The organism is Leptothoe sp. ISB3NOV94-8A (assembly GCF_043421595.1).
Taxonomy (GTDB): domain Bacteria; phylum Cyanobacteriota; class Cyanobacteriia; order Phormidesmidales; family Phormidesmidaceae; genus Leptothoe; species Leptothoe turfae.
The window spans coordinates 4,953,642-4,977,591 of record NZ_JAXSQW010000001.1 but is presented as its reverse complement, the minus strand read 5'-3'; the positions used below and the strand labels follow the sequence as shown (position 1 = coordinate 4,977,591).

Genomic DNA, 23,950 nt, shown 5'->3' with positions numbered 1-23,950 from the left:
AATCAGTCCACCCTTCGACTCATGCACCCATCCACGTCACTAGTGGGTAACCTGACGCCACACAGTACTCGTTCTTGGTTCTTGGGGTGATTATTTTTAATCTAGTGGAGCTTGGTTAAAGGGCTTGAACTCAAAACCCTTGCACCTTTTACTCCCAAAAATCCTCACATACCAAGCGATCCGCGTCGCTTAGGTCGCCGTAGGCTAAATAATCCTCAATCCATTGGCAGCTCTGGCGCATTAGGTCTTGCATTTGTAGATTCCAGAGGCGCACCTGCCCATCGGCTCCGGCTGAGGCTAGACGGTCACCTGTGTTGTTAAACGAGCCTTGCCAGATGATGCCTCGGTGTCCTGTGAACGTGTGCAGCGGTTGACCGCCTGGGAGTTGCCAAAAGCGAATGGTGCCATCATCACTGGCAGAGGCAATGACATCGCCGTTGAGGCCAAAGGAAACGCTGCGGACCCAGTCATGGTGACCTCGCAAAATCTGTAGTAGGTCACCCTCTTTCCAGAGACGGATAGTGTTGTCACTGCCTGCTGAGGCGATGATTTTGCTGTCGGGGGCAACGGCAACGGCCCAGACACTGCCCGTATGGCCTGGCAAAATGGTGCCGGTTTGGTTCGCAAAGCTGGTGTCACCGATGGTTAGACCTGTTAAGTCCCATTGGCGTAGGGTGCCGTCTTCACTACCTGACACTAGATACTTGCCGTCAGGGCTGAAGGCAACGGTCCAGACCGTACCCTCGTGACCGCTGAGTTGACCGATGGGGGTGCCGTCGGTGTACCAGAAACGAATGTTGCGATCGCTCCCCGCTGACGCTAAATAGGTGCCATCAGGGCTAAAGTTCACAGACCAGATGGCATTTTGGTGGCCTTGGCAGGTATGTAATGGTTCACCATCAGCTGTCCAAAGCTTGACGGTATGGTCGGCACTGGCGGATGCAATCAATCGACCATCCGGACTCCAATCAACGCTATAGATACTGCTGTTGTGAGCTTGCTGGGTATGGAGTAGCTTATGGTCTCCCCCTACAGTGGCCCATATTTTTAATGTCTGATCGGCTCCTGCTGATACCAGTTTTGACCCGTTGGGCTGCCAGCACACATCCCAGACGATACCATGGTGTCCTTGGAGACTGGGGATGTCACGTGACTCTAGCTGCCAGAGGCGAATGGTGTTGTCATCACTGGCTGAGATCAGCTCTGTGCCCTGGGGATTAATGCCCAAACTGAGCACGCTGCTGCGATGTCCTTTGAGCGTATCCAAAAGTTTGCCATTCATATCCCATATGTGAATGTTCTGATCGTCACCCGCTGACATTAGGTATGTGCCATCAGGGCTAAAACACAAATCTCTCACCCAGTTTTGATGCCCCTCAAAATATTGCAACAACTCCCCATTTAAATTCCAAAGCTTGATCAGATGATCATCGCCACAGGAGGCAATATGTTGTCCATCTGGACTAAACACAGCCTGCAATAACCAGCCTGCATGGCTACTCATGGCCTGTAGTAACTCACCTTCCGTATTCCAGAGACAGAGGGTGCCGTCTTCTGCCGCAGAAACCAGATATTGACCATCGGCGCTAAAGGCGATGGATCTGACCCAGTCCAGGTGGCCTTCGAGGGTTTTTAACCATTGCCCATCATGGGTCCAAAGTCTGACAGTGTGGTCATTACTGGCGGAGGCAATTAGTTTGTGGGTGGGGCTAAACGCCAGACTATTGACAGCGCCTGTATGGCCCGTCAAAATTTGCAAACATTGTCCGGACATGTCCCAGATACGGACCTTAAAGTCATCGCCAGCCGAGCCAATTAAGCAACTATCCTGGCTAAACGCCACATCTAAAACACTGCCCTGGTGTCCAGTAAACACCTGCAACAGTTTGCCGCGAGCATTCCATAAACGCACGGTGCCATCGTCACTGCTGGAGGCCAGGTATTGACCATCGGGGCTGAAACAGGCTGAGAGCACCCAGTCTTGGTGGGCGTGAATGCGATGTTTCTCTCGCACTGTATGCAAGGCTTGCCACAGGCGAAATAAAATTTGATTTTCTAAATACCCCGATATGGGAGTCAGCTGACTTTGTTGTGCCCCTTTTAATGCCTCTAGTAAGGCACCTAAGCCATCGTGGGAGAGCAATAATGCCTGGGAGACCGAGGCCAGGGCCTGCATCTCCGCAGTTTCTGCCCGGTAGCGTTCCTCTGTAGCTTGGGCTAGGGCCATGGCTTGTTCTTGTAGGGCTGTGCGCAGCTGAGTTTCAAATTGTTTTCTACGTCGTCGTTCTGCTTCTAACACAGTGACCAATCCCGGTATATCCTGCTGCTTGATCAGATCCGCCAGATAATCATGGGCGAGTTGATAGCGGACGCTACTGCCGACGTCTCGACTTTCAAAGAGCAGGCCCGATTCTGCCAAAATTTCAAGGACAAGACTCAGCTGGTCAGGGTCTACCAATATGCCGAGAGATTCTAAGGATTCTTCTAATTCTGTCAGGGTTTTTAGCGGGCGTGTTGTACTTTCATCACTCAAGAGATAGAGAATGGTCTGCGCTAAGGTTTCATTTTCAGGTCCACAGTCTCGAATCACCCGATTTAAAAAACTGAGCACCAGCATTCGAATGGGGTCGTCTCCTAATTCTTTTTGATATCGTCTCAGGGTTGTAATGTTTTTACGTTGCAGTTCAGCCCCAACCACCTGTAACTCAATCGGACGCACTTCATGGTCTTCCGCCGTTAGATCAGCTACAAGCGCTTTAATCAATCCCTCTTCCAAATAAAACTGCGCATTGTCCGTCAGCTGACGAAGAACAGCCTCACATTCCTTTGGGGTAAAATTCCCCAAATAGTAACGTACATCCCGGCTCAGGATATCTAAATCGAGGTTGGCCAAACGTTCCCATTCCATTAAATAGTGCAAATAGTCATTGCGCAGAGCGAGCACAATTTTTAGGTAGGGGATATTCAGACAGTCTCGCAAAAAGTAGTAAAGAGAACGACGCTTTTCAACGGTAGGGCGCTCAAAGAAAAACTCTTCAAACTGATCAAAAATAAGAATGATTTGTTGATAGTTATTCTGCGCATGCTGGCGTAGGTAGTTTAATAAGCTCTCGCCTGTGATGGGAAACGAGACTTGGAAGTTGGGAGGGGCTGAGGGTAAGGATGAAGTGACCTGCTGTAGTGCTTGCAGAATCGAAATTTCCCAACTTGTGTATTGACGTATGAGCAGTGGCAGGGTGATGCGACCTTCAGCTGTAGCTTGCTTGAGGGTGGGGACTAACCCACTGCTGAGGAGAGAGCTTTTGCCCACACCTGACTCGCCATGGAGAACCACGAGGGTGTGCTGGGGCTGTAGTAAGCGTCCCACTAGATCATTAATCGCTTGCTGCCGCCCCGAGGCACGCATTTCAATTGGGGAAATGTCACTGGTGGTCTTAGCGGATGGAGCCCGATAGGGTTGTAGGGGACTGGCTCCAATAAAAGCCCGCAACCCCATGGAATTTTCCACCTGTCGCTGTTCTTGTTTGATGGCAAACGCTTCTAAGTAAAGCTGTTTGGCAAAATACAGGCTCTGGAGATTGCTAAGAATTTTCAGGTAAAGAGATGCATCATATCGGCGATCTGTTCTTTGGCGAGCATTCTCTAAATCATGGAGCGCTTCATCCAGTAAACTATCATCGCCCTGTAGCGTTTTAGCTTGTCCCCGGAGAAAATAGTAGCGACCTTGATGGTAGCGCAATGCCAATATAACCGCTTCAGGAGAGACCTGTACTGTCCTATCGGCAGTATCCGGCATAATTTGCCCTGAAGCTTGTGTGCTTTTGACAGCTTGAGCTAACAGCCTTAATGCTTCTGTCGCTAATTGTTGGGCCTCTGCTCCATTGATATGGGACAGCTCAGCTTCTGCTAAGTAACCATAGTCTTGGGCCAGACGCACCAGATCGTTTTGATGTAGGTCTCGCCCTTCCTTGGCCAAGGTGATGAGAGCATCCCAATCCTTGAGCTTTCGTAAGGTTTCAGCTAAAACATGAATAAAATTGGCTGTGCGGTCTCTACGGTGTTGTTGTCGAAGAACATTGAGAAAGCGTTCATAAAAGCGACGAGCCTGTCGATAAGAGCCGATGGAGGTAGACGGTTGGAGTTTGCCATGGGTTTGCCACCATAGCCCCAAGTGTAAGAGTAAAACTGCTTGTTGATCGCTGGTGTTTTCAACTGTTTTGTCGACCTGTATCCAGTAGTCTAGGCTCTGTTCGTAATAGTCCCTGGCGACTTTCAACCGCTCAGGTGTGTGGGCTTCTCGACCTTGGAGAAAATTTAAGCTGGCTTGTAGGGCCCCATCCAGTTGAACGTGATGTTGGTTGAGATCTGCGATCGCAAACGATAGTTCCCGCTCAGTTAAGATTTTTAGATGCTGGCTTAAGCTGGGCAACTGCGGTGACGAATAGTCGAGAAAATGATCATTATGGTTGTCTAGAATGTGAGTAAATAGCTCATTAGCACCACGATGTAAGGCCTCAATCAAAGCCTGAATTGGGTAATTCACCCGAATAGGAACCGCCGCAAAACTCTTGAGGTCGGCGGCATAGTGAGTCAGGTTTTGTAGAACTGTGTCATTCATCCACAGCACCACCGGATAGGGAAATTTGGTCAGCAGGGCATTGCGTCCTACATTGGCTGCCTTAAACAAAACATCCTGTGCTTCTACCTGATCAAAGCCAGTGACCATGACAGCTGCTGGCGTTTCAGGGAGTGATGCTTGGCGATTGAGAATTGCTTCGGTCAGAGAACGACTCGAAGCTAACAGCTCGACAGTATGAAACTGGTGAGTTTGGGCCAGAGCACTTAGCAATAATTGAGTTAGGCGTTGATAGTTAGCGCGCACCAGAATTAACGAAAATTGGCCACTGCCCAGCGTCATTGCCCGTTGGAGATCAGTCAGGGCTGTTTGGTTATGGGTAACAATTTCGGGTAGATCAGCCTGGTACATTGGAGGTGGTGGGCAGCCCCACCGGGCAATGGGCAATGGGCAATGGGCAATTAATTGTAGGGGCTTTCCTTGTGGGTGCCCTGCTATGGGTGTCCTAATTAATTATCAGCAAGCCAATTCTTAAAGCGATTCGTCTCCTTCAAGACTGGATTGAGATCAAACCAGCGACCGCCATTGTCTCGATATTCATAGAGAAATAAACTGCGTAGCAGCAAAATATAGGCTTCATTGCCCTGGGTGTCGGGGGTGCTAATTGCTTTAAACATCAGCTGCCATTCGTTTTCATCAATTAGCGCCATGAGAGAATCTCTTTCATCTCGAATGACGGCCTCAAGAACGGCTGATTGGATCGGTGGATCACCCTTTTGTAGACAACCATAAAGCAGCCTCATGAGATTGCGCATATGCCCACCACTGAGGCGACAAAGACGGTTGAGCACAGCAATATTTTCAAAAACGTCATTGATATGGTCGATGCGCTCGTTGTAGTTTTTATTGGGAAAAGCTCGGGCCAGCACCATTTGCTGTAACAGTGCTAACCCTGGCTCTGAGGTGGTGCCATCGCGCTGGGTGACGGGCACCATGGGTAATACTTTAGGAGAAACACCAAACCGATTGGATAAACGCGGTAGGTCGTCAGAGAAAACAAGAGCAAGGGGAATGGTATATAACAGATGACAGTTCAGACGCTTGAGCTGCTCACCGCGATCAATAAATAGATATTCTGACTGGGTGCGACCATTGGCCCGTTCTACGGGATCAATGCGGTCGAGGTTGTCGACAATGACCACCAGCCCCTTTTTGCCTTTGGAACGGAGTGTGGCGATCGCAACTTCCAGTAGCTCTTCATTAATGGCATCAATAATGCTCTTCGTCCGTGGTTCCAAATACTGACGCATACGACTACGCATTTCTGGACTCTCTTTTGCCCTGGCAGTAATCGCTGCAATCCCAACCGAGAAACTGACATCGGCAATTTCCATGGGTGTTTGTAGAGTTTCCGCTAGATTGCGAAATAGATTCACTAAAGCCGATGGTTTCAGCGTAATGCCATCATTTTCTAAACTCTCCACCACCTGATGGGCAATCATCAGCAGAATATCACTGATATCCACATCAGCCATTTCTAAGTCCCGGTCTGACTCAAAATAAACCACATGCAGACCCTGCTGCTCTAGCTGGGCCTTGAGTCGTAGTAGTTCTGTCGACTTGCCACAGCCAATATTGCCTGTAAAGAGTTGTGTGGTAGCCTCATCAGGAGAAAGTAAGGTAATTGTACGCTCCAGTTCTCTGACAATATCTCCGCCTCGCACTGACGAAAAGTCAATGTAATATTGCCGATCCTCAGCCTGTACTAATCGTAATGGACGGCTGGGGTTTGCAGCACGATAAAAACGAGGCAGATCTAGAACCATTGATACAGAACATCACAATATTCGTCATCCTAGACGAATTTATAACCAATGAGTTGCGTGGTTTGAGTGCTGTTGATCACTAACTACCTAAGGGGGGGTGATAAAGACTACCTATTTTTAAGACATGCAACAGGGTTTGTCACATTATTCTACTGAAAGTAAAGATTTCCTTGGGGGGCGTAGAGCCTCTAACGATCTGCCTAAACTAGATGCTGAAATATCTGTGTGCATCATCGACAAGCAGTCTAAAGGAAGCTAAAAAACGATGACCTTAATGCCAGATCATAAGCGTAGTTCCCAGGCAGGCACTTATCCCGACAATATCAACTACGCAATCTATGAATTAATTTGGGCTTTAGGTATTGTTATGGTTTGCCTATTTACAGCCATGGCGTTGATTCGCCATTCTTAAAATCTTTCGGCGTTACTGCTCCTCAGGAAGATTTAATCTGAAAAACATAGGCCTCGAATAAGCTTGCCAGATAGAAGATATTATGTAGTTCTATGCTGGGGAGGTAATTGCCTCCCCAGTGATTGTTATAGATATCATGATGGTTTGTATGACTGCTATTACCCGTAGGCTGATGATAAGCATTATGGTTCCATGTTTATCATTCATTGGCAGCTGTGTCGTTGAGGATTCGGTATCGTCACAGGTGATAGCAGAGCAAACTCAGGCAAGTAACAATATGGAACAGGGCATTCAGGGCAAAGTGATCCAGCTGTCTGGTGATTTTATGCCACAGCTTGGAGCTACAGGAGAGTCACAAAATAGTCAGTCTGCTCTAGCTACCAATGTTTGGGTATTTACTGGCAAAATTCAGCCAGAAATTCTCGATCCTCAGTGGATATCAACGGTAAATGCGAGGGACCATGCTCAGTTGTTACAGGTTGTTGAGTCAGACAGCAATGGTGAGTTTTCCATTGCTCTAGAGCCCGGTGTCTATACTCTTTTCTATCAAAATAACGAGGCTTTATATCTTAATTCTTTTGATGGTGAGGGCTATTATGCTTCTGTTGATGTCAAAACAGGGGCTATTAGCGCTGTTGAACTCGTGAATAGTGGAGGAGCTGTTTTCTAGAGACTGATTGATTAGAGGTTCAAGCCCTTTGTTTTGTATTGATTCCTAAGAGACCTTCCTGGACTGGCTGCGTGGAATTATGGTGCTAGAAGTCGCTATTTTGAATGTGAAGTCAGGAGAGGCTGTCGCGTTTGAACAAGCATTTTTGCAAGCTCAATCGATTATTAGTTCTATGAATGGCTATGTTAGTCATCAGCTACAGAAGTGCATGGAGCAAGAGAATCGCTATATCTTGCTGGTGACATGGCAAACCTTGGAAGATCATACTCAAGGTTTTAGACAGTCAGCTGAATATCAGCGATGGAAAGCCTTGCTTCATCACTTTTATGATCCATTTCCTGTGGTTGAGCATTACCAATTGCTCGCAGGCAACAAGAGGTTGGAAAGCTAAATACTAAAAAGCTGAGCCCCTAACCAAGAAGCTCAGCCGATTGTTTCGCGCAGATGACTTATACCAAATCCGAAATTATTATCCCCGATTAAAATTGGATAATCTCATAGGGGCAATCCCTTGTGGTTGCCCTTCGATATCGGGGGCAGGTAACCAGGGATTTTGTAGTTAGATGTCTGCCATGACTTTTTCCCAGACTGCCAATAAGCGATCTACATTCTCGGGCTGGCTGTTGTAGCCCATGAGGCCAATACGCCAAACCTTGCCGCCCAACTCACCGAGACCATTGCCGATCTCTATGTTGTGGTCCTTGAGCAGTTGGCTAGTCACTGCTTTTGCATCGACACCCTCAGGTACCTTCACAGTTGTCAGGGTGGGTAAGCGATACTCCTTGGGCACGTGGCAGCTCAGACCTAACTCTGCCAGACCGTCCCAGAGCTTTTCTGCAGTCTGTTGATGACGGTCCCAAGAGTTTTCTAGACCTTCTTCAAGAACTAGACGCAGAGCTTCACGAATAGCGTAGGTCATGTTGACAGGAGCTGTGTGGTGATAAGTACGCCCCTGGCCCCAGTAGTTGCGCAGTAGGGAAATATCTAGATACCAATTGGCCACTTTAGTCTGACGTTTGTCCAGCTTTTGCAAGGCCCGTTCACCCATGGTAAATGGAGAGCTTCCGGGAGGACAGCTCAGACCTTTTTGGCTGCAGCTATAGGCCATATCCACTTTCCATTCATCTAAGAAGATGGGGACACCGCCGAGGCTTGTAACGGTATCAACCAATAGCAGACAGTCAAACTCACGACACAAGTCACCCACACCTTCGAGGGGCTGACGCGCACCTGTAGAGGTTTCAGCGTGGACCAAGGCTAAGATGGCTGGACGATGCTCTTCCAGGGCCGCACGCAATTCGCTAAGGCTGAATACTTCACCCCAAGGCTTACTTATGCTGCGGACGTCGGCACGGTAGCGACCGGCCATATCAAATAGGCGATTACCAAAGTATCCGTTGATGCCCACTAAGACCACATCACCAGGTTCTATCGTATTGGCCAGGGTGGCTTCCATCGCTGCTGAGCCGGTGCCACTGATGGGCAGGGTCATGGGGTTTTCAGTTTGCCAGACGTAGCGCATCATGGCCTGCACTTCGTCCATCAAGTCGAGGTAAACCGGATCCAAATGGCCGATGGGCTGACGGTTCATGGCCGCTACAACATCGGGGTTGGAGTTGGAGGGGCCAGGACCTAGGAGTAGTCGCTCAGGGATGTCTAGAGCTTCGGGGGTGATGCGAAAAGTTTCATTGACCTTGGGTCGGGATGCAGTCAGACTCATAACGATTATTAGCGGACAGCGATGGTGATATCTAGCAAACGGTAGCTAAGGCGACAAAATATTTTTTTCATTGTCTGATGTAATGGCTCATTCGTTAAATCAAGACACTAAATAAAAGCGGTAGCTATGATATGTGACGCTTTGCATTACAGTATTTGCGACAGAAGACGTTGGTGCTCTGGGATCAGGGTGGAGGGAGTGAGCAAATGCAATTGGAGGAATTAAAGAACCGCTGGCGGTTGGCCCCTGGGACTGAATATCGTTGCGATCGCACCCTCAACCTTTACAAAACCCCCACAGCTGCCGAATTAGTCACCCAGGCCGCAGCGGGACGTCAGCTAAAAATTGTGGCCATCGAAGCTAATAGCTTGCATGTGATGCTTTGTGCTGACGATTATCCAGGCTGGCTGCGATTAGGCGATGTAGATGCCCTTGACTTAGCGAGTGCGCCTTACCATGCTCTGATGGTTACCCGACCTGATGTGGAACAGGCAATTCCTGGAGCCATTGCCTTTGCCGAGGCGGCCATGGCTGTGCCCAATGAATATTTGTGGGGAGGCACTGTAGCCCCAAACTATGACTGTTCTGGCCTGGTGCAGGCGGCCTTTGCTGCGGTGGGCGTGCCGCTGCCCCGTGATTCCTATCAACAGGAAGACTTTACGGACACGATTGAGATCGGTGAGTTGCTGCCAGGGGATCTGATCTTTTTCGGTACTCCAGAGCGGACCACCCATGTAGCCCTGCATCTGGACCATGGGCGCTATATTCACAGTTCGGGTAAAGACCAGGGACGCAACGGCATTGGCATTGACTCAATTTTTGATCTGAGCAATCCCGTTAGCCAGGCTTACCACATCCAATATCGGTGTTGTGGCCGTATTATGAAGGGCTATGCACCCCAGAAGACACACTGATAGGTAATGTGTTGATACTGTGTGCTAAACCTATATCCAAATACCTGGCTCAAATTCAAAGTCTGGATTTCAAAACCTGGAGTTTTAATGGTGAACACGGTTTAATACTCGTGAACACGGCCCAATTGTTTCACACCGACGTTTTATGCGCTGGTTTCCTATATCTATGGTTAAACGCATCTTTCGCTGGTTCTTATTTGGCGGCATTCTATTTTTCTTGGCCAAAACGCTTAAGGATCATTGGCAAGAAGTTAGAACCCTTGAAATTACTAGCGCTACATTGTCCCTGTTAACCATAGCTTTGGGCATAAGCTTGATTGCTCATATCTGGTCGGGATGGGTCTGGCATTTAATCTTAAAGACCATTGGCCAGCCTCGAGATGGCCGCTGGTCTACAGCGATCTACTTGAAAACTAACATTGCCAAATATTTACCGGGTAATGTGTGGCATTTTTATGGTCGTGTGCTGGCGCTGAAGTCATCAGGGTCGTCCACAGGTGCAGCCATTGTGGGGGTAGTGCTGGAGCCTGTGCTGATGGCGGCAGCAGCTCTAGGATTAGCGGCTATCAGCTTTAGCTTGACCGTCGGAAACCAGTGGCTATTGGTGATTCCTCTGGGGGCTTTGGTGGCCATGCTGGTGGCGATTCATCCACGTTTTCTTAACCCCCTACTACGTAAGTTGGGCAAAGCCAAAGCTCAGTCCCAGGGCTTAACGGTGATTACCAGTACGCTGCGGATGCAGTCATATCCATGGCGCTCGCTTTTGGGAGAACTGGGGTTTGTCTTCCTCCGGGGCCTGGGTTTTATTATGACGATTGTGGCACTGCAGCAGGGGCTGCAACCCAGTCAGTTTTTCACGATTTTAGGCTCGTTTAGTTTGGCCTGGTTATTGGGCCTGTTAGTGCCTGGTGCTCCCGGTGGGGTGGGTGTGTTTGAAGCAGTTGCGATCGCACTCCTGGGTAATCAACTACCCAACGGCCTGCTGATCAGTAGTGTCGCCCTCTACCGACTGGTGAGTACCATGGCCGAAGCCCTTGGAGCCGGCCTTATTTGGCTAGAAGAACGGATTGCCGATCTGATGGCACCCATGACCAATATGAGAAAGCGGCTTTTATTATTGCCACCTGCCAAGGATGACATTTCTTATGAAGCAGATGAGCCAATGTCCGCCTTGCTCGAAACAGATCCGCAGGAGATATCCGAGGTTTCCTATGTAGTCCCTCCTCAGGAACCGTCTTCGTCTGAAGAGACATCCCTCCCAGAAATCACCATGTATGGTGAAGATCCTGACGCTGATGACTTAGAGGGAGATTTTGTCGGTGACGAACTGAGCGAGGACCCTGGGGAAGATGCCCTTGCCCCTGTGGATTTAAACAAGTCAGGTCCCATGCTGCCATCTTTTATTCCCCAGGCCTTTAAGGGGGAAGGAGAACCTACTTCAAAGTCTTTTTCTCCCAGAAATAGGGGTTAGTAGTCGTGAACTAATATTCTGTGGACTCGTAACTTCAAAACTCAAAACCGGTTCATCCCCTAAAGCGGGTTGAGGAAGTGATATGGGGAGTTTAGGCTCTTGTCAGTTGTTTTGCAGTAGGCCTGTGACTCGATCAACAATGTAGTTGGCCGTCTGTTCTAAAAACATCAAATCTAAGGTATCGACAGTATCACTGGCTTGATGGTAGTTGGGGTTGCGAAAGTTAGCGGTGTCACTCACCATGACGGCTCCAATGCCTTTTAGCCAGAAGGGGGCATGGTCGCTACGGAACAGATCTGGCATAAAGGGCAGTACTCCGATGGGGACTGGTAATGTGACTGCCTTGAGGGATGAGTTCGATGCAGTGGCAGGCTTAGTCTCAGTTTCAGTGGCAAAGGTCGCTAACAGTTCTGGATGATCGGTATCACCAATCACGCCAATAAAGTCTCCTGTGGATGATAAATCTTGTTGTTCTAACCCTGGTGGGTAGGTTTGGCAGCCGGTTTCATAACAGGCGTAACCTAGCATTTCTAGAATAACTGCACCCGCTAACCCATCAAGGTTAGCGGCATCATTAACAAATGCATTACTCCCTAACAGACCGGCTCCTTCTGGCTGCAACTCTTCCTGATCAAAAAAGACGACCTGTAGGGTTTTATGGGTAGGGTAGTTGGCAAACAGTCGGGCAATTTCTAACGCGGTGACGACAGCGCTGCCATTGTCGTCTGCGCCGGGGGATCCTGCCACTGAGTCATAATGTGCGCCGACTAGAATTTTTTGCTCCGGTGTTTGGGTACCTGGGCGAATAACGCTGAGATTAGTGCCTGCACTATCGCCAGAGCCGAAGTTTTGGGTGCTGGGTTCGTAGCCGTAGCTTTGGAGTTCTTTGATCAAGTAGGTGCGGGTGCGGGCCAGGGCAATGTTGGTGTAGCGTTCGTTGGCCAGGGTTTGAAGGTGCGATCGCAACCGCCCGCTATCCACCATGAGGCATTGGGGTTGGGCTTTGGAGGATACCTCATAAAACATAAACATGCCGACGGCTAAGGTCAGTAAGCCTAGCCACAGTCCTACTCGACGCCTAAATTGATTGCCCATAACCTATATCAATTGTGGTTGATGTATCCGATATGGAGATGTTGCCCACTGTAGATAGCGATACTGAAAACCGTCTATCAGCAGCTTATTTCTATTTTATGAAAACGTCATCGAAACTTGGTCAGTCTAACCAGCGCAATGTTGTTTGGCTAGCAGTGGGCTATGGTGGATTATTTTTACTGATTCTGTGGGCCGCTTACACCAATAATTTACCGCTCAAGTTACTGGGGAGAATCCCCTACTACGACAAGATTGGCCATGTGGTGCTTTATGCTCTAGCTAGCTATTTGGGCCATCGGGTGCTCAATCGACGACACTTCAAAGGCATACGCTATTTACCCGTTTTTCCAGTGCTGTTTAGCTTGGCGATGACGGCAGAAGAGATTGTGCAAGGCCTATCTCCCTATCGAACACTAGATTCCCTCGATTTGGTGTGCAGTTTAGGCGGTGTCGTGTTGGGCTATTTTCTGGCCCAAGGCCTTGGAAAACGCAGTTAGAGATTTGTTAAAAAGCATATCCATCGTAGGGGCGCACCGCCGTGCGCCCTTCGACATGTACGCTATAAATAACTTTGATAGACGGCGAGAGTTAAGTTTAATCAGGATCTGCATTGCTGCATGGACCCATCGGTGCAAGAATTAGTCCAATGATGCGTCAGCTGGAGTCATCGTTATGGTTGCATCGCAGGATAGTAACGAACAGGTTTTAGCGGCCTTCCAGAAAATTCTTGCAGACCGCAAAAAGCTAGGGTCCCGAATTGCCACAAAAGAGCAGGAAGCTGCAGCTGCCAAAAATGCACAGATGCTGGATGTGGCATCTGCCTATACTGTTGACGGTATTGTTAAAGGCCTAGCCGATCTGCAACTGGAGTTTGGCAGCATTGTAACTGAGCTATCAGAAAAATTAACCGCTGAATCCTTAAAGCTGGGGGAATTGGATCAGGCCATTGAGATCGAAACGCGTCATCTACAAACTCTGAAGCAAATTCGCGTAGTGGCTGACACCCTCCATCTGCTGACCCAAGAGCACCAGGATAAGCTTAGAAGCCTTGAACAAACAGAAGCTGAGCAACAAGCGGCCCTGGAAAAAGAAATGACTGAAGTGCGATCGCACTGGGCTAAAGATCAAGCCGACTTTGAGCAGACCGTGCGCGAGCAGACAGAGCGGTTAACCAAAGGACGAGAGCGACAAGAAGCAGACTATCAATATGAACTAGAACGAAAGCAAACCGTCGATGCCAATGAGTTTGACGAGATACGCCGCAATCAAGAAAAAGAATTACAGGATACCGGGCAAGTCAACGACCGGCAGTGGACTGAGCGAGAGAGAATCCTAGAGGAGAATCAGTCCCTTTTAGAGGACTATCAACAGCGTGTAGATGTCTTCTCAGCTGAGCTCAGTGAGCTAGTCGACATAACGAGAGAAAATGCGGCGACTGCCGTACAGCAGAATGCAGACGTGCAAGCCGAACTGCTGGAGAAGGAGTGGGAAGCCACCAAACAGGGCTACGAGTTTACCATTCAATCACTGGAACAGAAAATTCAAGAACAAACTCAGCAAATTGAAAGCATCAATACTCAATTGCAAGAGACCATGCAGCAGTCCCACACGCTGACTATAAAAGCGTTTGAAAAATCTTCCACGGCTGATTCTCAAGAAAGAGGAGGTTAGCATGACCGATATACCAACGAATAGAAATACAAAAGCGCAGATTCTAGACGCTTATAATGAATTGCTCAAAGAACGAAATAAGCTAGAAAAGCAGCTCGACAAACTACAGCAAGAGCCAAAGGCAAGTCCCACAACCGTTGTAGAGACAAAACCCTCTGAACCTGTGAAAAAAATGAGCCAGCAGCCCGTCGATCAACCACAGGACAAAATGACCGCTACCATCAACACCCTGGCTGGGTTACACGCGGGATTTGGTAGTGCCGTCAGTGAGCTGTCCGAAAAGCTGACTTCGAAAGCGGCTCAACTACAGGCTCTCCGGTTAGCCGTTGCCGAGGAACTGGCGCAACTGGAGGCTTTGCACAATTTAGATGATATCCAAGCCGATACCCTGGATACCCTAATCCAAACCTGTGAAGACAACAGTAAAGCCTTTGAATCCGACTTTAATCAAAGGAGTGACACCCTCGAAAATGAACTACAGGACCTGAAACAGTCCTGGGCAAAGGAGCAGGAGGAGCATAAGCGTTCTGTGAAAGAGCGTGATGAAGAACAGCAGAAAACCAGTCAGCGGGAGGCTGAAGAGTACGACTATACTCTCAATCTCCAGCGTAGTTTGGCGCAGACGGAATACGATCAGGCTCAAGAGGAACGTTATAGGGAATTAGCAGAGGCTAAGCAGACCCTGGAGGAACAGTGGGCTGAACGGGAAAAAGCCATTGCTCTTCAAGAACAACAATTTGCTGAGCTAAAGGCCCAAGTCGAAGCCTTTGAGAAAGAAAAAGCAACGGCCATCAAGCAGGCCAAGGCAGAAGGAGAACAAACAGCCGGTGCCCAGACAAAAATAGCAGTGGATCTGCGCAATAAGGAATTGGATGGCTTTAAGCGTGTGTATGAACTGAGGATTCAGGCCCTGGAACAAACGATCACGACCAGTGAGGAACGGATTCAGACCTTATCGAAACAGCTGGCGGCAGCCCTAAAACAAGTTCAGGATTTGGCAGTGAAAGCCATTGAAGGCGCATCAACTATTCAATCCTTTGAGGCGTTTAAGTCCCTGGCAATGGAACAGGCCAAAACCCAAATGAAAGGGAAATAGTCTAGTCGGTAGCGGCACATTTTGCGAATGCGGCAGCATCCTTGTATTTCCCTGGTTGCATCATTCTGACGTGGAGTAGCTCGCCTGTAAAAATGGATAGATACACCTATTGATATTGATAAGTTTTTGTTCGTACAAGGGAACCTTAAACCTGAGCTAATTCCCCATCATCCCCGCAGTCAGGGCCATTCCTATGCAGGTTTCTAGGAATTTTGCATTTCTCAAGGTTCATAGCTTAGCGCTTGTCAGGCTGGGTACGCTAGCTGAAAATTATTTTGCAAACGATCCGAACACCTGTCTGATTAAGCTGCGTCAGTTTGGGGAGCAACTGGCTCAGTTGGTAGCTGCTACGGTTGGTCTCTATGAAGACCCCGATGAAAGCCAATTTGAACTCCTGCGGCGGTTAGAGAATCGTGGAGCAATTACGGGACAAACCACCCAACTTTTTCATGAAATTCGGAAGGTGGGTAATCGGGCTACCCACGGTAGCTATGGCGAACATGGGGCCGCACTGAGCCATCTGAAATACGCTCGGTAGCTTAGGCATCTGGTTTCATCGCTTAATTGATGCGCAATTGCGCGAGGCGGGTTGGGAGGTTGATACGGAAACATTGACCTATGGCAATGGCACTCGTCCCCAGAAAGGGAAAAATCTAGCCATTGCTGAATGGCCCACTGCCGGTGGACGGGCTGATTATATTTTATTTGTGGGGTTGGATGCGATCGCAGCCGTCGAAGCCAAACGTAAAAGTAAAGATGTATCTGGGGCAGTAGACCAGGCCAAGCGCTATAGCCGGGGATTCCAGACAGCCCCACCCGGTGGTCCCTGGAGAGACTACAAGCTGCCGTTTGTATTTGCCACCAATGGCCGAGAGTTTTTGCCCCAACTTGAAACTAAGAGCGGCATCTGGTTTTGTGATGTTCGGCGTCCAGAAAACCTGCGCCGTCCCTTACGCAGTTGGTATAGCCCAGCTGGTTTGCTTGATACCCTAGCCCAGGATATCGATCAGGCCCAGACGCAACTGGCTCAGGAGCAATTTAACTACGGCTTTGACCTACGGCACTATCAAATTCGGGCTATTCGAGCGGTGGAAGCAGCCCTGGCCCAGGATCAACGCAATCTATTATTGGCCATGGCAACGGGCACTGGTAAAACCAAGACCTGTATTGCCCTGGTCTATCGATTGCTCAAGACCAAGCGCTTTCGGCGTGTTTTGTTTTTGGTGGACCGGACGGCTCTGGGAGAACAGGCTGCCAATGCCTTCAAAGATACTCGCATGGAAAGTTTGCAGGAGTTTGCCAAGATCTTTGAAATCAAAGAGCTAAAGGATGCAGCCCCAGAAAGGGATACAAAGGTGCATATTGGCACGGTACAGAGCTTTGTCAAACGCATCCTGTACCCCAGCGATGAAGCCGAACCCCTAACGGCAGATCAGTATGACTGCATTGTGGTGGATGAGTGCCATCGTGGGTATTTGCTGGACCGGGAGCTCAGTGATAATGAACTCACCTTTCGAGACTTTAAAGACTATGTCTCGAAATACCGCACCGTTCTAGAGTATTTTGATGCGGTCAAGATTGGCTTAACGGCTACGCCTGCGTTGCATACATCCCAAATCTTTGGTGAGCCCGTTTTCAAATATAGCTATCGGGAAGCGGTGATTGATGGCTATCTGATTGATCATGAGCCCCCCATTCGACCCGTAACAGCCCTGGCTGAAGACAATATTGTTTGGCAGGCAGGTGAGAATGTTCAATACATTGATCCAAAAACTGGGCAGCTGGACTTGATCCATGCACCGGATGAAATCCGAGTGGAGGTGGAACAGTTTAACCGGCAGGTAATTACCCAAGAGTTTAATCGGGTGGTATGTGACTTTTTGGCGGATGAAATTGACCCGGAGATGGGTAAAACGCTTATTTTCTGTGTGAATGATGCCCATGCTGATTTGGTAACAGATTTGCTGAAGAAATCTCTGACAGAACGATACGGCAGCATTGATGACGATGATGTCAAAAAGATTACGGGAGCGTCAGACAAGCCGTTAGAACTGATTCGGCGGTATAAGAATGAGGTTAGTCCTACAATAGCCGTGACGGTTGATTTGCTGACCACCGGGATTGATGTACCGGCCATTTGTAATCTGGTGTTTCTGCGGCGGGTTAAGTCAAGAATCTTGTATGAACAGATGTTGGGGCGGGCTACTCGTCTCTGTGATGATCTCGATAAAGAGTTTTTTAGAATCTTTGACCCAGTCGGCCTGTACAAAGCCATCGAGAACTTTTCGAGTATGAAGCCGGTGGTGGTTAATCCCAAGATTTCCTTTGGTCAATTGGTAGATGAACTAGTCTGTGTGACGGATACTAGTGCCGTGGAGGAGATTTTGGATCAGATTGTTGCCAAGTTGCAACGAAAAAAGCGTCATCTGAGTGCTGACCAGCAAGAAACCATTGAAAGCCTGGCGGATATGCCTGTTGATGAGGTAGTGGATCATCTGAGGCAATCTAGCCCAGCAGATGCAGCACACTGGCTGCAAGAACGGAAGCAGATCGCTGAGATTTTAGATCGACGGGATGGTGGACGTAAGCCGGTACTGGTGTCTTACCATGCTGATGAACTACGGCGGGTGGCGCAGGGCTATGGTGTGGCAGAAGATGGCACTGAGTATGGCAGACCTGAGGACTATTTAGAGAGTTTTGAAGCCTTTATTCAGGATAATCAGAATAAAATTCCGGCCTTGATAGTCGTCACCCAGCGGCCTCGTGATTTGACTCGCCAGCAGCTTAAGGACCTGCGTATAGAGTTGTCGAAAGCTGGGTATTCAGAAACGATGCTTAAAGCAGCCTGGCGGGATAAGACGAATGAGGAGATTGCCGCGTCGATTATTGGCTATGTGCGGCAGGCGGCTTTGGGAGACCCATTAGTTCCCTATGGGGAGCGAGTGCAGCAGGCGATGAAAAAGATTTTGACCAGTCAGAAATGGACGGCACCTCAGCGGAAATGGTTGGAGAGAATTGGTAAGCAACTGGAAAAGGAGTATGTGGTGGATAAGGAAACTCTAAAACAGGGGGCATTTAAGACCCAGGGAGGGTTTCAGCGAATCAATAAAGTGTTTCAGGGTAAGTTAGAACAGGTTTTGAGTGCAATTAATGAATCACTGTGGTCGGCGGATAGTAAATCAAACTGATTGATCGTTATGGAGGCGCTTACCCAGGCCGTGTTCAAAACCCCACGCTAATTGAGTGCTGTCGCTGAAGCGACAAGACCCTCTTTGTAAGTTGAGAGCAACTTGTAATGACGAACCCCTTTAGCAGCAGCAATTCCAAATTCCAATGTACGGACAGGAGTGGTATGTAAGAGAGACTCCTGTTGAGGATGTCAGTCACGATGAGAATCAAGAGGTATTTCGAAAGGGACCCGTCGGCTTGGTATCATCGAGCATGAACTCAATCAATGCGTTCCAACTCTCAAACCAGAGGTACTTGGTCAAGGCGACAATATCTTGAAAAAAGCCTTTTCGGGTACCTCGAATCTGTCGAATTCGTTGATAGCGTTCGTCTACATATCCCAAGATGGTATGAAACAGGAATGCTAACAGATTTAGGGTCAATAAGAACGAGGCTAGATGCTGTTGCCCATGGCCAAAATTGTGCTCTAAATGATAGCCCTTCGTTTTGAGGACATTGTGGTTTTCGTTTTCAGTTTTCCAACGACTGCGAGCCGCCTCAACTACAGCAATGACCTGCTGCGGGGTATTGAGCTCTAGTGGAGTGATCCAACTGTTGTGATAGAGTCGCTTGCCGTCTCGTTGTCGAGTGACGGTGACCTCACACCAATTCAGTACCCGGTCCGACGGGGTGCCACCTAATGGAACATCGGTTAAATATCGGTACCGATAGTGGACGTTCTCCTTACCCTGAGTTCGCGTTTTCTCGATGGTTTTGACCTGACCCTTGGCCGCATTGAACTCAATCCAATCGTAGAGCACTGGATGCGACTCCGGTAAACACACGAAGATGAAACTCATTCCCTGAGCTAGGACTGTTTCACACATCGGTAGACGACTGTATAGATCATCGCCGAGCAAAATCACATCTCGCTGAGCGAACATCTGTCCATGAGTCGCTATCCAACGCTTAGCTGCAGCCTGCTCACAATCTTGCTTCTCATGACCATCTTGAGGATAAATAAATTCAGGGGACAACGAAATCACCGATGATTGGCTCGGCGACACCACCACTGGCAAGATAGCTTTATGACTGTAGGTGACCTGGCCATTGCGATGCGTCTGGATTGAACAACACGGACAACTTACCTCATGCGAACTGTAGTATTGGGTTCCATCTAGGGTGACCAATAGATGCTTGCCAAGTACCTCAAACCCACGCAGATATCCCTGTTTCTCTAAATCCTGATAATTCAAGATGAACACACCCGATAGCCCCCTCGCAGGAAGCGGGTCGAGAATATTACGAATTTGTTCGACACTCGGAATGTTGGTCAAGCCAAATAGACTCTGGGCATTGTCTTGACCATGACGGCTTTGCAACTGTCGTTGGTACTCTAAGAATGACGGGCTTTGCATGAAAAACGCACTAAATGCTCCTAAGACCGCATCTTGAAGGCTATAACGAGTCGCGTTACTAGGCTGACGTCCATCCTTCATCATTCCTATGCATGAGGTCAGACTTCCGAGCACACTGTCGAATCCGAGCACACTTGAGACCATGACGACTATCTTGCCAAGGGCAAGACCCATTCGAATGAATTGACTGTATCGGATAGGGGCACGCTGTGCACAACTCGATTGCTAGCTCCAGGACACAGACACCTGTTCTTAAGTCGGAATTTGGAATTGCTGTATAAATAGAGACATAGCAAGCTGATAGCAGGTGAGCCTTGGCCACATGCTATCGCGATCCTTATATGTTCCTGTAGCTACACCTTAATGTTTTAATACAGAGCAATAATGATCACGGTAGGTCAAGTACAGGTGCACTTCAGATGGCGAAGGTCAAAAAGTCGGAAAACGTACCCAAGGCCATGCAGGCCAAGTTCGACAGCATTGTGACCATTACCGACGAGTTTGCCAAACAATATCTGAATGATGAATATACTCAGTTCATTCGCTATGCCGTTGCAGCCCTATGTCGTAAACGACCATCGCCGTTAGCCAAGGGGCGCGATAAAACCTGGGCCTGTGGCATTACCCACGCCATCGGTATGGTCAACTTTTTGTTTGATCCGTCCCAAGACCCACATATCAGTGCCAAGGAGTTATATCAAGCCTTTGGAGTAAGCAGCAGTACTGGACAAGCCAAGTCAAAACTGGTGCGCGATATCCTCAACACCCATCAAATGGATCCTGATTGGTGTCTATCTAGCAAGTTAGACGACAACCTCATGGCCTGGATGATTTCGGTGAATGGATTTATGGTAGATGCCCGCTCAATGCCCAGACATATTCAAGAAGAAGCATTTGCTAAAGGCTTGATTCCCTATCTTCCTGACAGTGAAGCGGATGCTCAGGTAGATGCCTCAATGCCAATCCACAGTAAAACAGAGGCAACGAAGCAATCTGATGAAACATTGTTTGTTTTATATGTCGTTATCATTGCTGGGCCAGTAACAGACGAGTTTATAGAAGCAAATCCTGAGATCTCACGCACCATTGAAATTAATGGCAGACAAACCCTCCAGGACCTGCATCGGATTTTATTTAGTGCCTTTGATCGAGAAGAAGAACATCTCTATGAATTTCAGGTAGGGGGACGGGGACCCAATGACCCTAATGCAACCAGGTATGGGGTGCCAATGCCTGGTGACCCCAGTTCTGTCAACGATGTTGCTAAAGCTAAACTAGCCTCGTTAGGGTTATCTCAAGGAGACTTCTTTGGCTACTGGTTTGATTTTGGGGATGACTGGTGGCATCAGATTGCGGTGATGGATATTAAAGAGAAAGCACCTAAAGGGAAATATCCCAAAGTGACCGCAAGAGTTGGTGCTAGCCCACCCCAATATGCAGAATTTGATTGAGATCAAGGTATGAAGCCTCAAAGAGAATTAATCGGGTTGGATTAATATCTCCTAATCGTTGTTTTGTATCAGATTATTGCTTGATTTCTCTATCCTATTGGCCCAAGGGTACTACCACGTATACTACTGAGGAAGGTGCCATACAAATCGGGATAAAATCATCAGTGTTTCCTAAATACCTCCAATATTGGCGTAAAATAGGGCTAATTCCCACCCTTGCTTTTAGCCTTTTCTGCATTACCTCAAAACTGCCCCAAGCCAGTGTCTTAGCAGAAACGTCAGGTGCTACAACTGCCACCTTTGACCTCAATGCTGATCTGCAAGAGCAAGCAGAATTTTATAATCTGCCCTACCCCTCAGACTTTCGTCTCGATGAAAATGGACAACCTGATCTGTCAGGATTTCCTGTTTTCTCAAAACATGGTGTTGGTCTATTTAAGCGCCTAAAAAGCATCGCTAGCGATCGCCCTGGATTTCCTACCACTGCTGCAGGCTATTTTCGTTTTAATCAACCCCTCGCACCCCTCAATATTGATGACCTGATCCCAGCTGTCAGCGATTCTCCTATTCTCTTGATCGATATCGATCGCAACTCGCCAGAACGGGGTCGTCTGTTTCCCATTGTTGCCACTACTCCAGAACCTGACCCCTATTACGTGCCCGAACATTTACTAGCAGTCTCTCCCTATCCGGGCATTGTGCTTAAACCCAATCGCCGGTATGCCTATGTGGTGCAAGATTCCCTAAAAGATATTAACGGCCAAGCGCTAAAAACCACCGACATCTTTGCCCAACTGAGAACAGGTAATATTCCTCAAGGGCAAATGAGACGAAAGTTCCTGGCCTACGTTCTCTATAAGCCTCTGTGGGAAACGCTTGACCAACTAGGTGTTGATCGAGAGAGCGTAGTGGTTGCCACGGTGTTTACCACGGGTGATGTGGTGGCTGACATGGCCAACCTTTCTAATCAAGTCTTAGAGCAGTACCGTCCTGATGTGCGCTCATTCGCGTATGATCCCAATCACGTTATCTCGGATCTTGACTACTGCAAATTTACTGCCAGGATAAAATTACCCCAATTCCAAAAAGGCTTTCCACCCTACTTCTTTCCTGAAGAGCAAGAAGGTCTATTTGTGTTTGATGCCAGTGGCGACCTAAAACGCCAACGTTATCAAACTGTTCCTTTGGTAATTACGTTGCCAAAAACGCTGATGCCGCCAGAGGGCTATCCATTGGTCGCTTACTACCACGGTACTGCTGGGCTGAGTACCCAAGTGGTCGATCGAGGACCCGTCCCCAGGCCTGACGTCCATCGATTGCTGAATCAAAGACCAGCACCGGAACTGAATCGATTGCCCGATCGAGGACCTGCCGATGTAGTGGGTCGTCATGGGTTTGCCTCAGTGGGCAGTGCGTTACCGCTGAATCCAGAACGTCTTGATAATGTTTCAGCGGTTGTTTTTTCTGAGTTGTTGGATGGTCGTATATATTTGAATCCGGTTAATCTCTCTGCCTATCGTGATACCTTTCGCCAGGGAGTGATTGAGCAACGTCTTTTGCTGTCAGCTTTGGAGCGTTTACAGATTCCAGCCGAAGCACTAGCAGGTTGTGAAGGTCCCTCGTTACCTGTGGGAGAAACTCATTTTCGTTTACAAACGGATTCAGTCATTGCTTTGGGGCAATCGCAAGGGGCCCAATATGCCGTGATGATGGCAGCGGTTGAGCCAAAAATCAAAGCTGTTGTTCCCACTGGCTCAGGAGGCTTTTGGGCTTTATTGTTTTCCATCTTGACGAATTCTGATCAACGTCAGGAGGCTTTAGCAAGATCTTTGCCTGATTATTGCCAAGAGCTCTTGTCGAAAGGTTTGCCTGAAGAAGAATTACCAGGTGATTGCACAGTAGATGACTTTCGAGAGATTGGTAGACTCTTAGGGCAAGTGCTCAAACGCTCTGAACCCCTTAATCATTTATACCCGGCGTTGCGTTTACTACAAAGTTCTTGGGAGCCGGTGGAACCTATGGTATACATGCCTCGGATTGCTAGACGACCGTTGCCTGATCATCCGGTGAGATCGATCTATCAACCTGTTGGGCAGTTCGATAGTGATTTCCCTGAAGACGTCTTCAATGCAATGGCGCTGGCGAGTGGTGTTCAACAGGCGGGACCTACACTTTGGCCTGGAATGCAAGCATCTTTAGCATTAGAGGGATTCGATGGAATCTTGTCCTATCCGGTTTCTGACAATTTGATCAGTGAAACAGGCGTTCCTTACACTGGGATTGTGGTGCAATATGAGGGAGATGGTATTAAAAACTCCCACACTATTTTTTCTCAAAGCCTCAGTGTGAAATACCAATATGGTTGTTTTATGGAGAGCATTCAGGAACAGGAGTCAGCTACTATACTGGCTCCCCGAGCATTCTTGCCTCCTTGTTTGTTTCCATCCATATGGCCGCCTTAG

The 23,950-nt window shown here is 48.4% G+C and carries 15 protein-coding genes and 1 pseudogene; 11 read left to right on the top strand and 5 right to left on the bottom strand.

Annotated features, from left to right (window positions below; translation table 11 throughout):
• Positions 1-148 precede the first annotated feature (148 nt).
• On the bottom strand, positions 149-4,987 hold the full coding sequence (locus SPB21_RS21225) for a WD40 domain-containing protein (protein ID WP_499867649.1): 4,839 nt from the start codon (positions 4,985-4,987) through the stop codon (positions 149-151).
• Positions 4,988-5,085: 98 nt separating this feature from the next.
• The gene (locus tag SPB21_RS21220) at positions 5,086-6,402 is read right to left on the bottom strand and encodes a P-loop NTPase family protein (protein WP_163662805.1); all 1,317 of its coding nucleotides are present in this window, start codon (positions 6,400-6,402) and stop codon (positions 5,086-5,088) included.
• Positions 6,403-6,667: 265 nt separating this feature from the next.
• Here SPB21_RS21220 and SPB21_RS21215 point away from each other — a divergent pair, with 265 nt between their 5' ends.
• From SPB21_RS21215 to SPB21_RS21205, 3 genes are all read left to right on the top strand, one after another.
• Complete coding sequence (locus SPB21_RS21215) at positions 6,668-6,814, top strand: hypothetical protein (RefSeq protein ID WP_163697496.1); 147 nt, start codon at positions 6,668-6,670, stop codon at positions 6,812-6,814.
• A gap of 184 nt (positions 6,815-6,998) precedes the next feature.
• Positions 6,999-7,484: a hypothetical protein gene (locus SPB21_RS21210; RefSeq protein ID WP_499867648.1), complete on the top strand. Its 486-nt coding sequence runs from the start codon at positions 6,999-7,001 to the stop codon at positions 7,482-7,484.
• A gap of 79 nt (positions 7,485-7,563) precedes the next feature.
• On the top strand, positions 7,564-7,875 hold the full coding sequence (locus SPB21_RS21205) for an antibiotic biosynthesis monooxygenase family protein (protein ID WP_163697500.1): 312 nt from the start codon (positions 7,564-7,566) through the stop codon (positions 7,873-7,875).
• Between the two features lie 168 nt (positions 7,876-8,043).
• On the opposite strand, the gene SPB21_RS21200 is transcribed toward SPB21_RS21205, so the two are convergent.
• The gene (locus tag SPB21_RS21200; RefSeq protein WP_499867647.1) at positions 8,044-9,204 is read right to left on the bottom strand and encodes a pyridoxal-phosphate-dependent aminotransferase family protein; all 1,161 of its coding nucleotides are present in this window, start codon (positions 9,202-9,204) and stop codon (positions 8,044-8,046) included.
• 206 nt (positions 9,205-9,410) lie between these two features.
• Between SPB21_RS21200 and SPB21_RS21195 the strand changes: the two genes are divergently transcribed.
• Both SPB21_RS21195 and SPB21_RS21190 read left to right on the top strand, forming a co-directional pair.
• On the top strand, positions 9,411-10,118 hold the full coding sequence (locus SPB21_RS21195; protein ID WP_163662791.1) for a C40 family peptidase: 708 nt from the start codon (positions 9,411-9,413) through the stop codon (positions 10,116-10,118).
• A gap of 166 nt (positions 10,119-10,284) precedes the next feature.
• Complete coding sequence (locus SPB21_RS21190; protein WP_499867646.1) at positions 10,285-11,589, top strand: lysylphosphatidylglycerol synthase transmembrane domain-containing protein; 1,305 nt, start codon at positions 10,285-10,287, stop codon at positions 11,587-11,589.
• Between the two features lie 102 nt (positions 11,590-11,691).
• Here SPB21_RS21190 and SPB21_RS21185 read toward each other — a convergent pair whose 3' ends face one another.
• Complete coding sequence (locus tag SPB21_RS21185) at positions 11,692-12,684, bottom strand: M28 family peptidase (protein ID WP_499867645.1); 993 nt, start codon at positions 12,682-12,684, stop codon at positions 11,692-11,694.
• A gap of 14 nt (positions 12,685-12,698) precedes the next feature.
• On the opposite strand from SPB21_RS21185, the gene SPB21_RS21180 reads away from it, so the two are divergent.
• The 4 genes and pseudogenes from SPB21_RS21180 to hsdR all read left to right on the top strand — a co-directional run bounded on the left by SPB21_RS21180 (position 12,699) and on the right by hsdR (position 18,639).
• A complete protein-coding gene (locus SPB21_RS21180) occupies positions 12,699-13,181 on the top strand; it encodes a VanZ family protein (RefSeq protein ID WP_499867644.1) in 483 nt (160 codons plus the stop codon).
• A 175-nt stretch (positions 13,182-13,356) separates the two neighbouring features.
• Positions 13,357-14,355: a hypothetical protein gene (locus SPB21_RS21175; RefSeq protein ID WP_499867643.1), complete on the top strand. Its 999-nt coding sequence runs from the start codon at positions 13,357-13,359 to the stop codon at positions 14,353-14,355.
• A 1-nt stretch (position 14,356) separates the two neighbouring features.
• A complete protein-coding gene (locus tag SPB21_RS21170; protein ID WP_163697512.1) occupies positions 14,357-15,451 on the top strand; it encodes a coiled-coil domain-containing protein in 1,095 nt (364 codons plus the stop codon).
• A 193-nt stretch (positions 15,452-15,644) separates the two neighbouring features.
• A pseudogene (gene hsdR, locus SPB21_RS21165) lies at positions 15,645-18,639 on the top strand (type I restriction-modification system endonuclease).
• Between the two features lie 207 nt (positions 18,640-18,846).
• Here hsdR and SPB21_RS21160 read toward each other — a convergent pair.
• The gene (locus tag SPB21_RS21160; RefSeq protein ID WP_250564713.1) at positions 18,847-20,121 is read right to left on the bottom strand and encodes an ISNCY family transposase; all 1,275 of its coding nucleotides are present in this window, start codon (positions 20,119-20,121) and stop codon (positions 18,847-18,849) included.
• A gap of 335 nt (positions 20,122-20,456) precedes the next feature.
• Between SPB21_RS21160 and SPB21_RS21155 the strand changes: the two genes are divergently transcribed.
• Both SPB21_RS21155 and SPB21_RS21150 read left to right on the top strand, forming a co-directional pair.
• Positions 20,457-21,488 carry a plasmid pRiA4b ORF-3 family protein gene (locus SPB21_RS21155; protein WP_499867642.1) on the top strand — a complete coding sequence of 344 codons (1,032 nt, stop codon included), beginning with the start codon at positions 20,457-20,459 and terminating at the stop codon, positions 21,486-21,488.
• Positions 21,489-21,652: 164 nt separating this feature from the next.
• Entirely contained in the window at positions 21,653-23,950 is a 2,298-nt protein-coding gene (locus SPB21_RS21150; protein WP_499867641.1) for a hypothetical protein, read from the top strand.

Coding starts and splice junctions, on each gene's coding strand:
- SPB21_RS21200 (WP_499867647.1), bottom strand. CDS start 9,204: ATGAGTCTGACTGCATCCCGACCCAAGGTCAATGAAACTTTTCGCATC.
- SPB21_RS21175 (WP_499867643.1), top strand. CDS start 13,357: ATGGTTGCATCGCAGGATAGTAACGAACAGGTTTTAGCGGCCTTCCAG.
- SPB21_RS21210 (WP_499867648.1), top strand. CDS start 6,999: ATGGTTCCATGTTTATCATTCATTGGCAGCTGTGTCGTTGAGGATTCG.
- SPB21_RS21160 (WP_250564713.1), bottom strand. CDS start 20,121: ATGATGAAGGATGGACGTCAGCCTAGTAACGCGACTCGTTATAGCCTT.
- SPB21_RS21225 (WP_499867649.1), bottom strand. CDS start 4,987: ATGTACCAGGCTGATCTACCCGAAATTGTTACCCATAACCAAACAGCC.
- SPB21_RS21205 (WP_163697500.1), top strand. CDS start 7,564: ATGGTGCTAGAAGTCGCTATTTTGAATGTGAAGTCAGGAGAGGCTGTC.
- SPB21_RS21155 (WP_499867642.1), top strand. CDS start 20,457: ATGGCGAAGGTCAAAAAGTCGGAAAACGTACCCAAGGCCATGCAGGCC.
- SPB21_RS21215 (WP_163697496.1), top strand. CDS start 6,668: ATGACCTTAATGCCAGATCATAAGCGTAGTTCCCAGGCAGGCACTTAT.
- SPB21_RS21170 (WP_163697512.1), top strand. CDS start 14,357: ATGACCGATATACCAACGAATAGAAATACAAAAGCGCAGATTCTAGAC.
- SPB21_RS21195 (WP_163662791.1), top strand. CDS start 9,411: ATGCAATTGGAGGAATTAAAGAACCGCTGGCGGTTGGCCCCTGGGACT.
- SPB21_RS21190 (WP_499867646.1), top strand. CDS start 10,285: ATGGTTAAACGCATCTTTCGCTGGTTCTTATTTGGCGGCATTCTATTT.
- SPB21_RS21185 (WP_499867645.1), bottom strand. CDS start 12,684: ATGGGCAATCAATTTAGGCGTCGAGTAGGACTGTGGCTAGGCTTACTG.
- SPB21_RS21220 (WP_163662805.1), bottom strand. CDS start 6,402: ATGGTTCTAGATCTGCCTCGTTTTTATCGTGCTGCAAACCCCAGCCGT.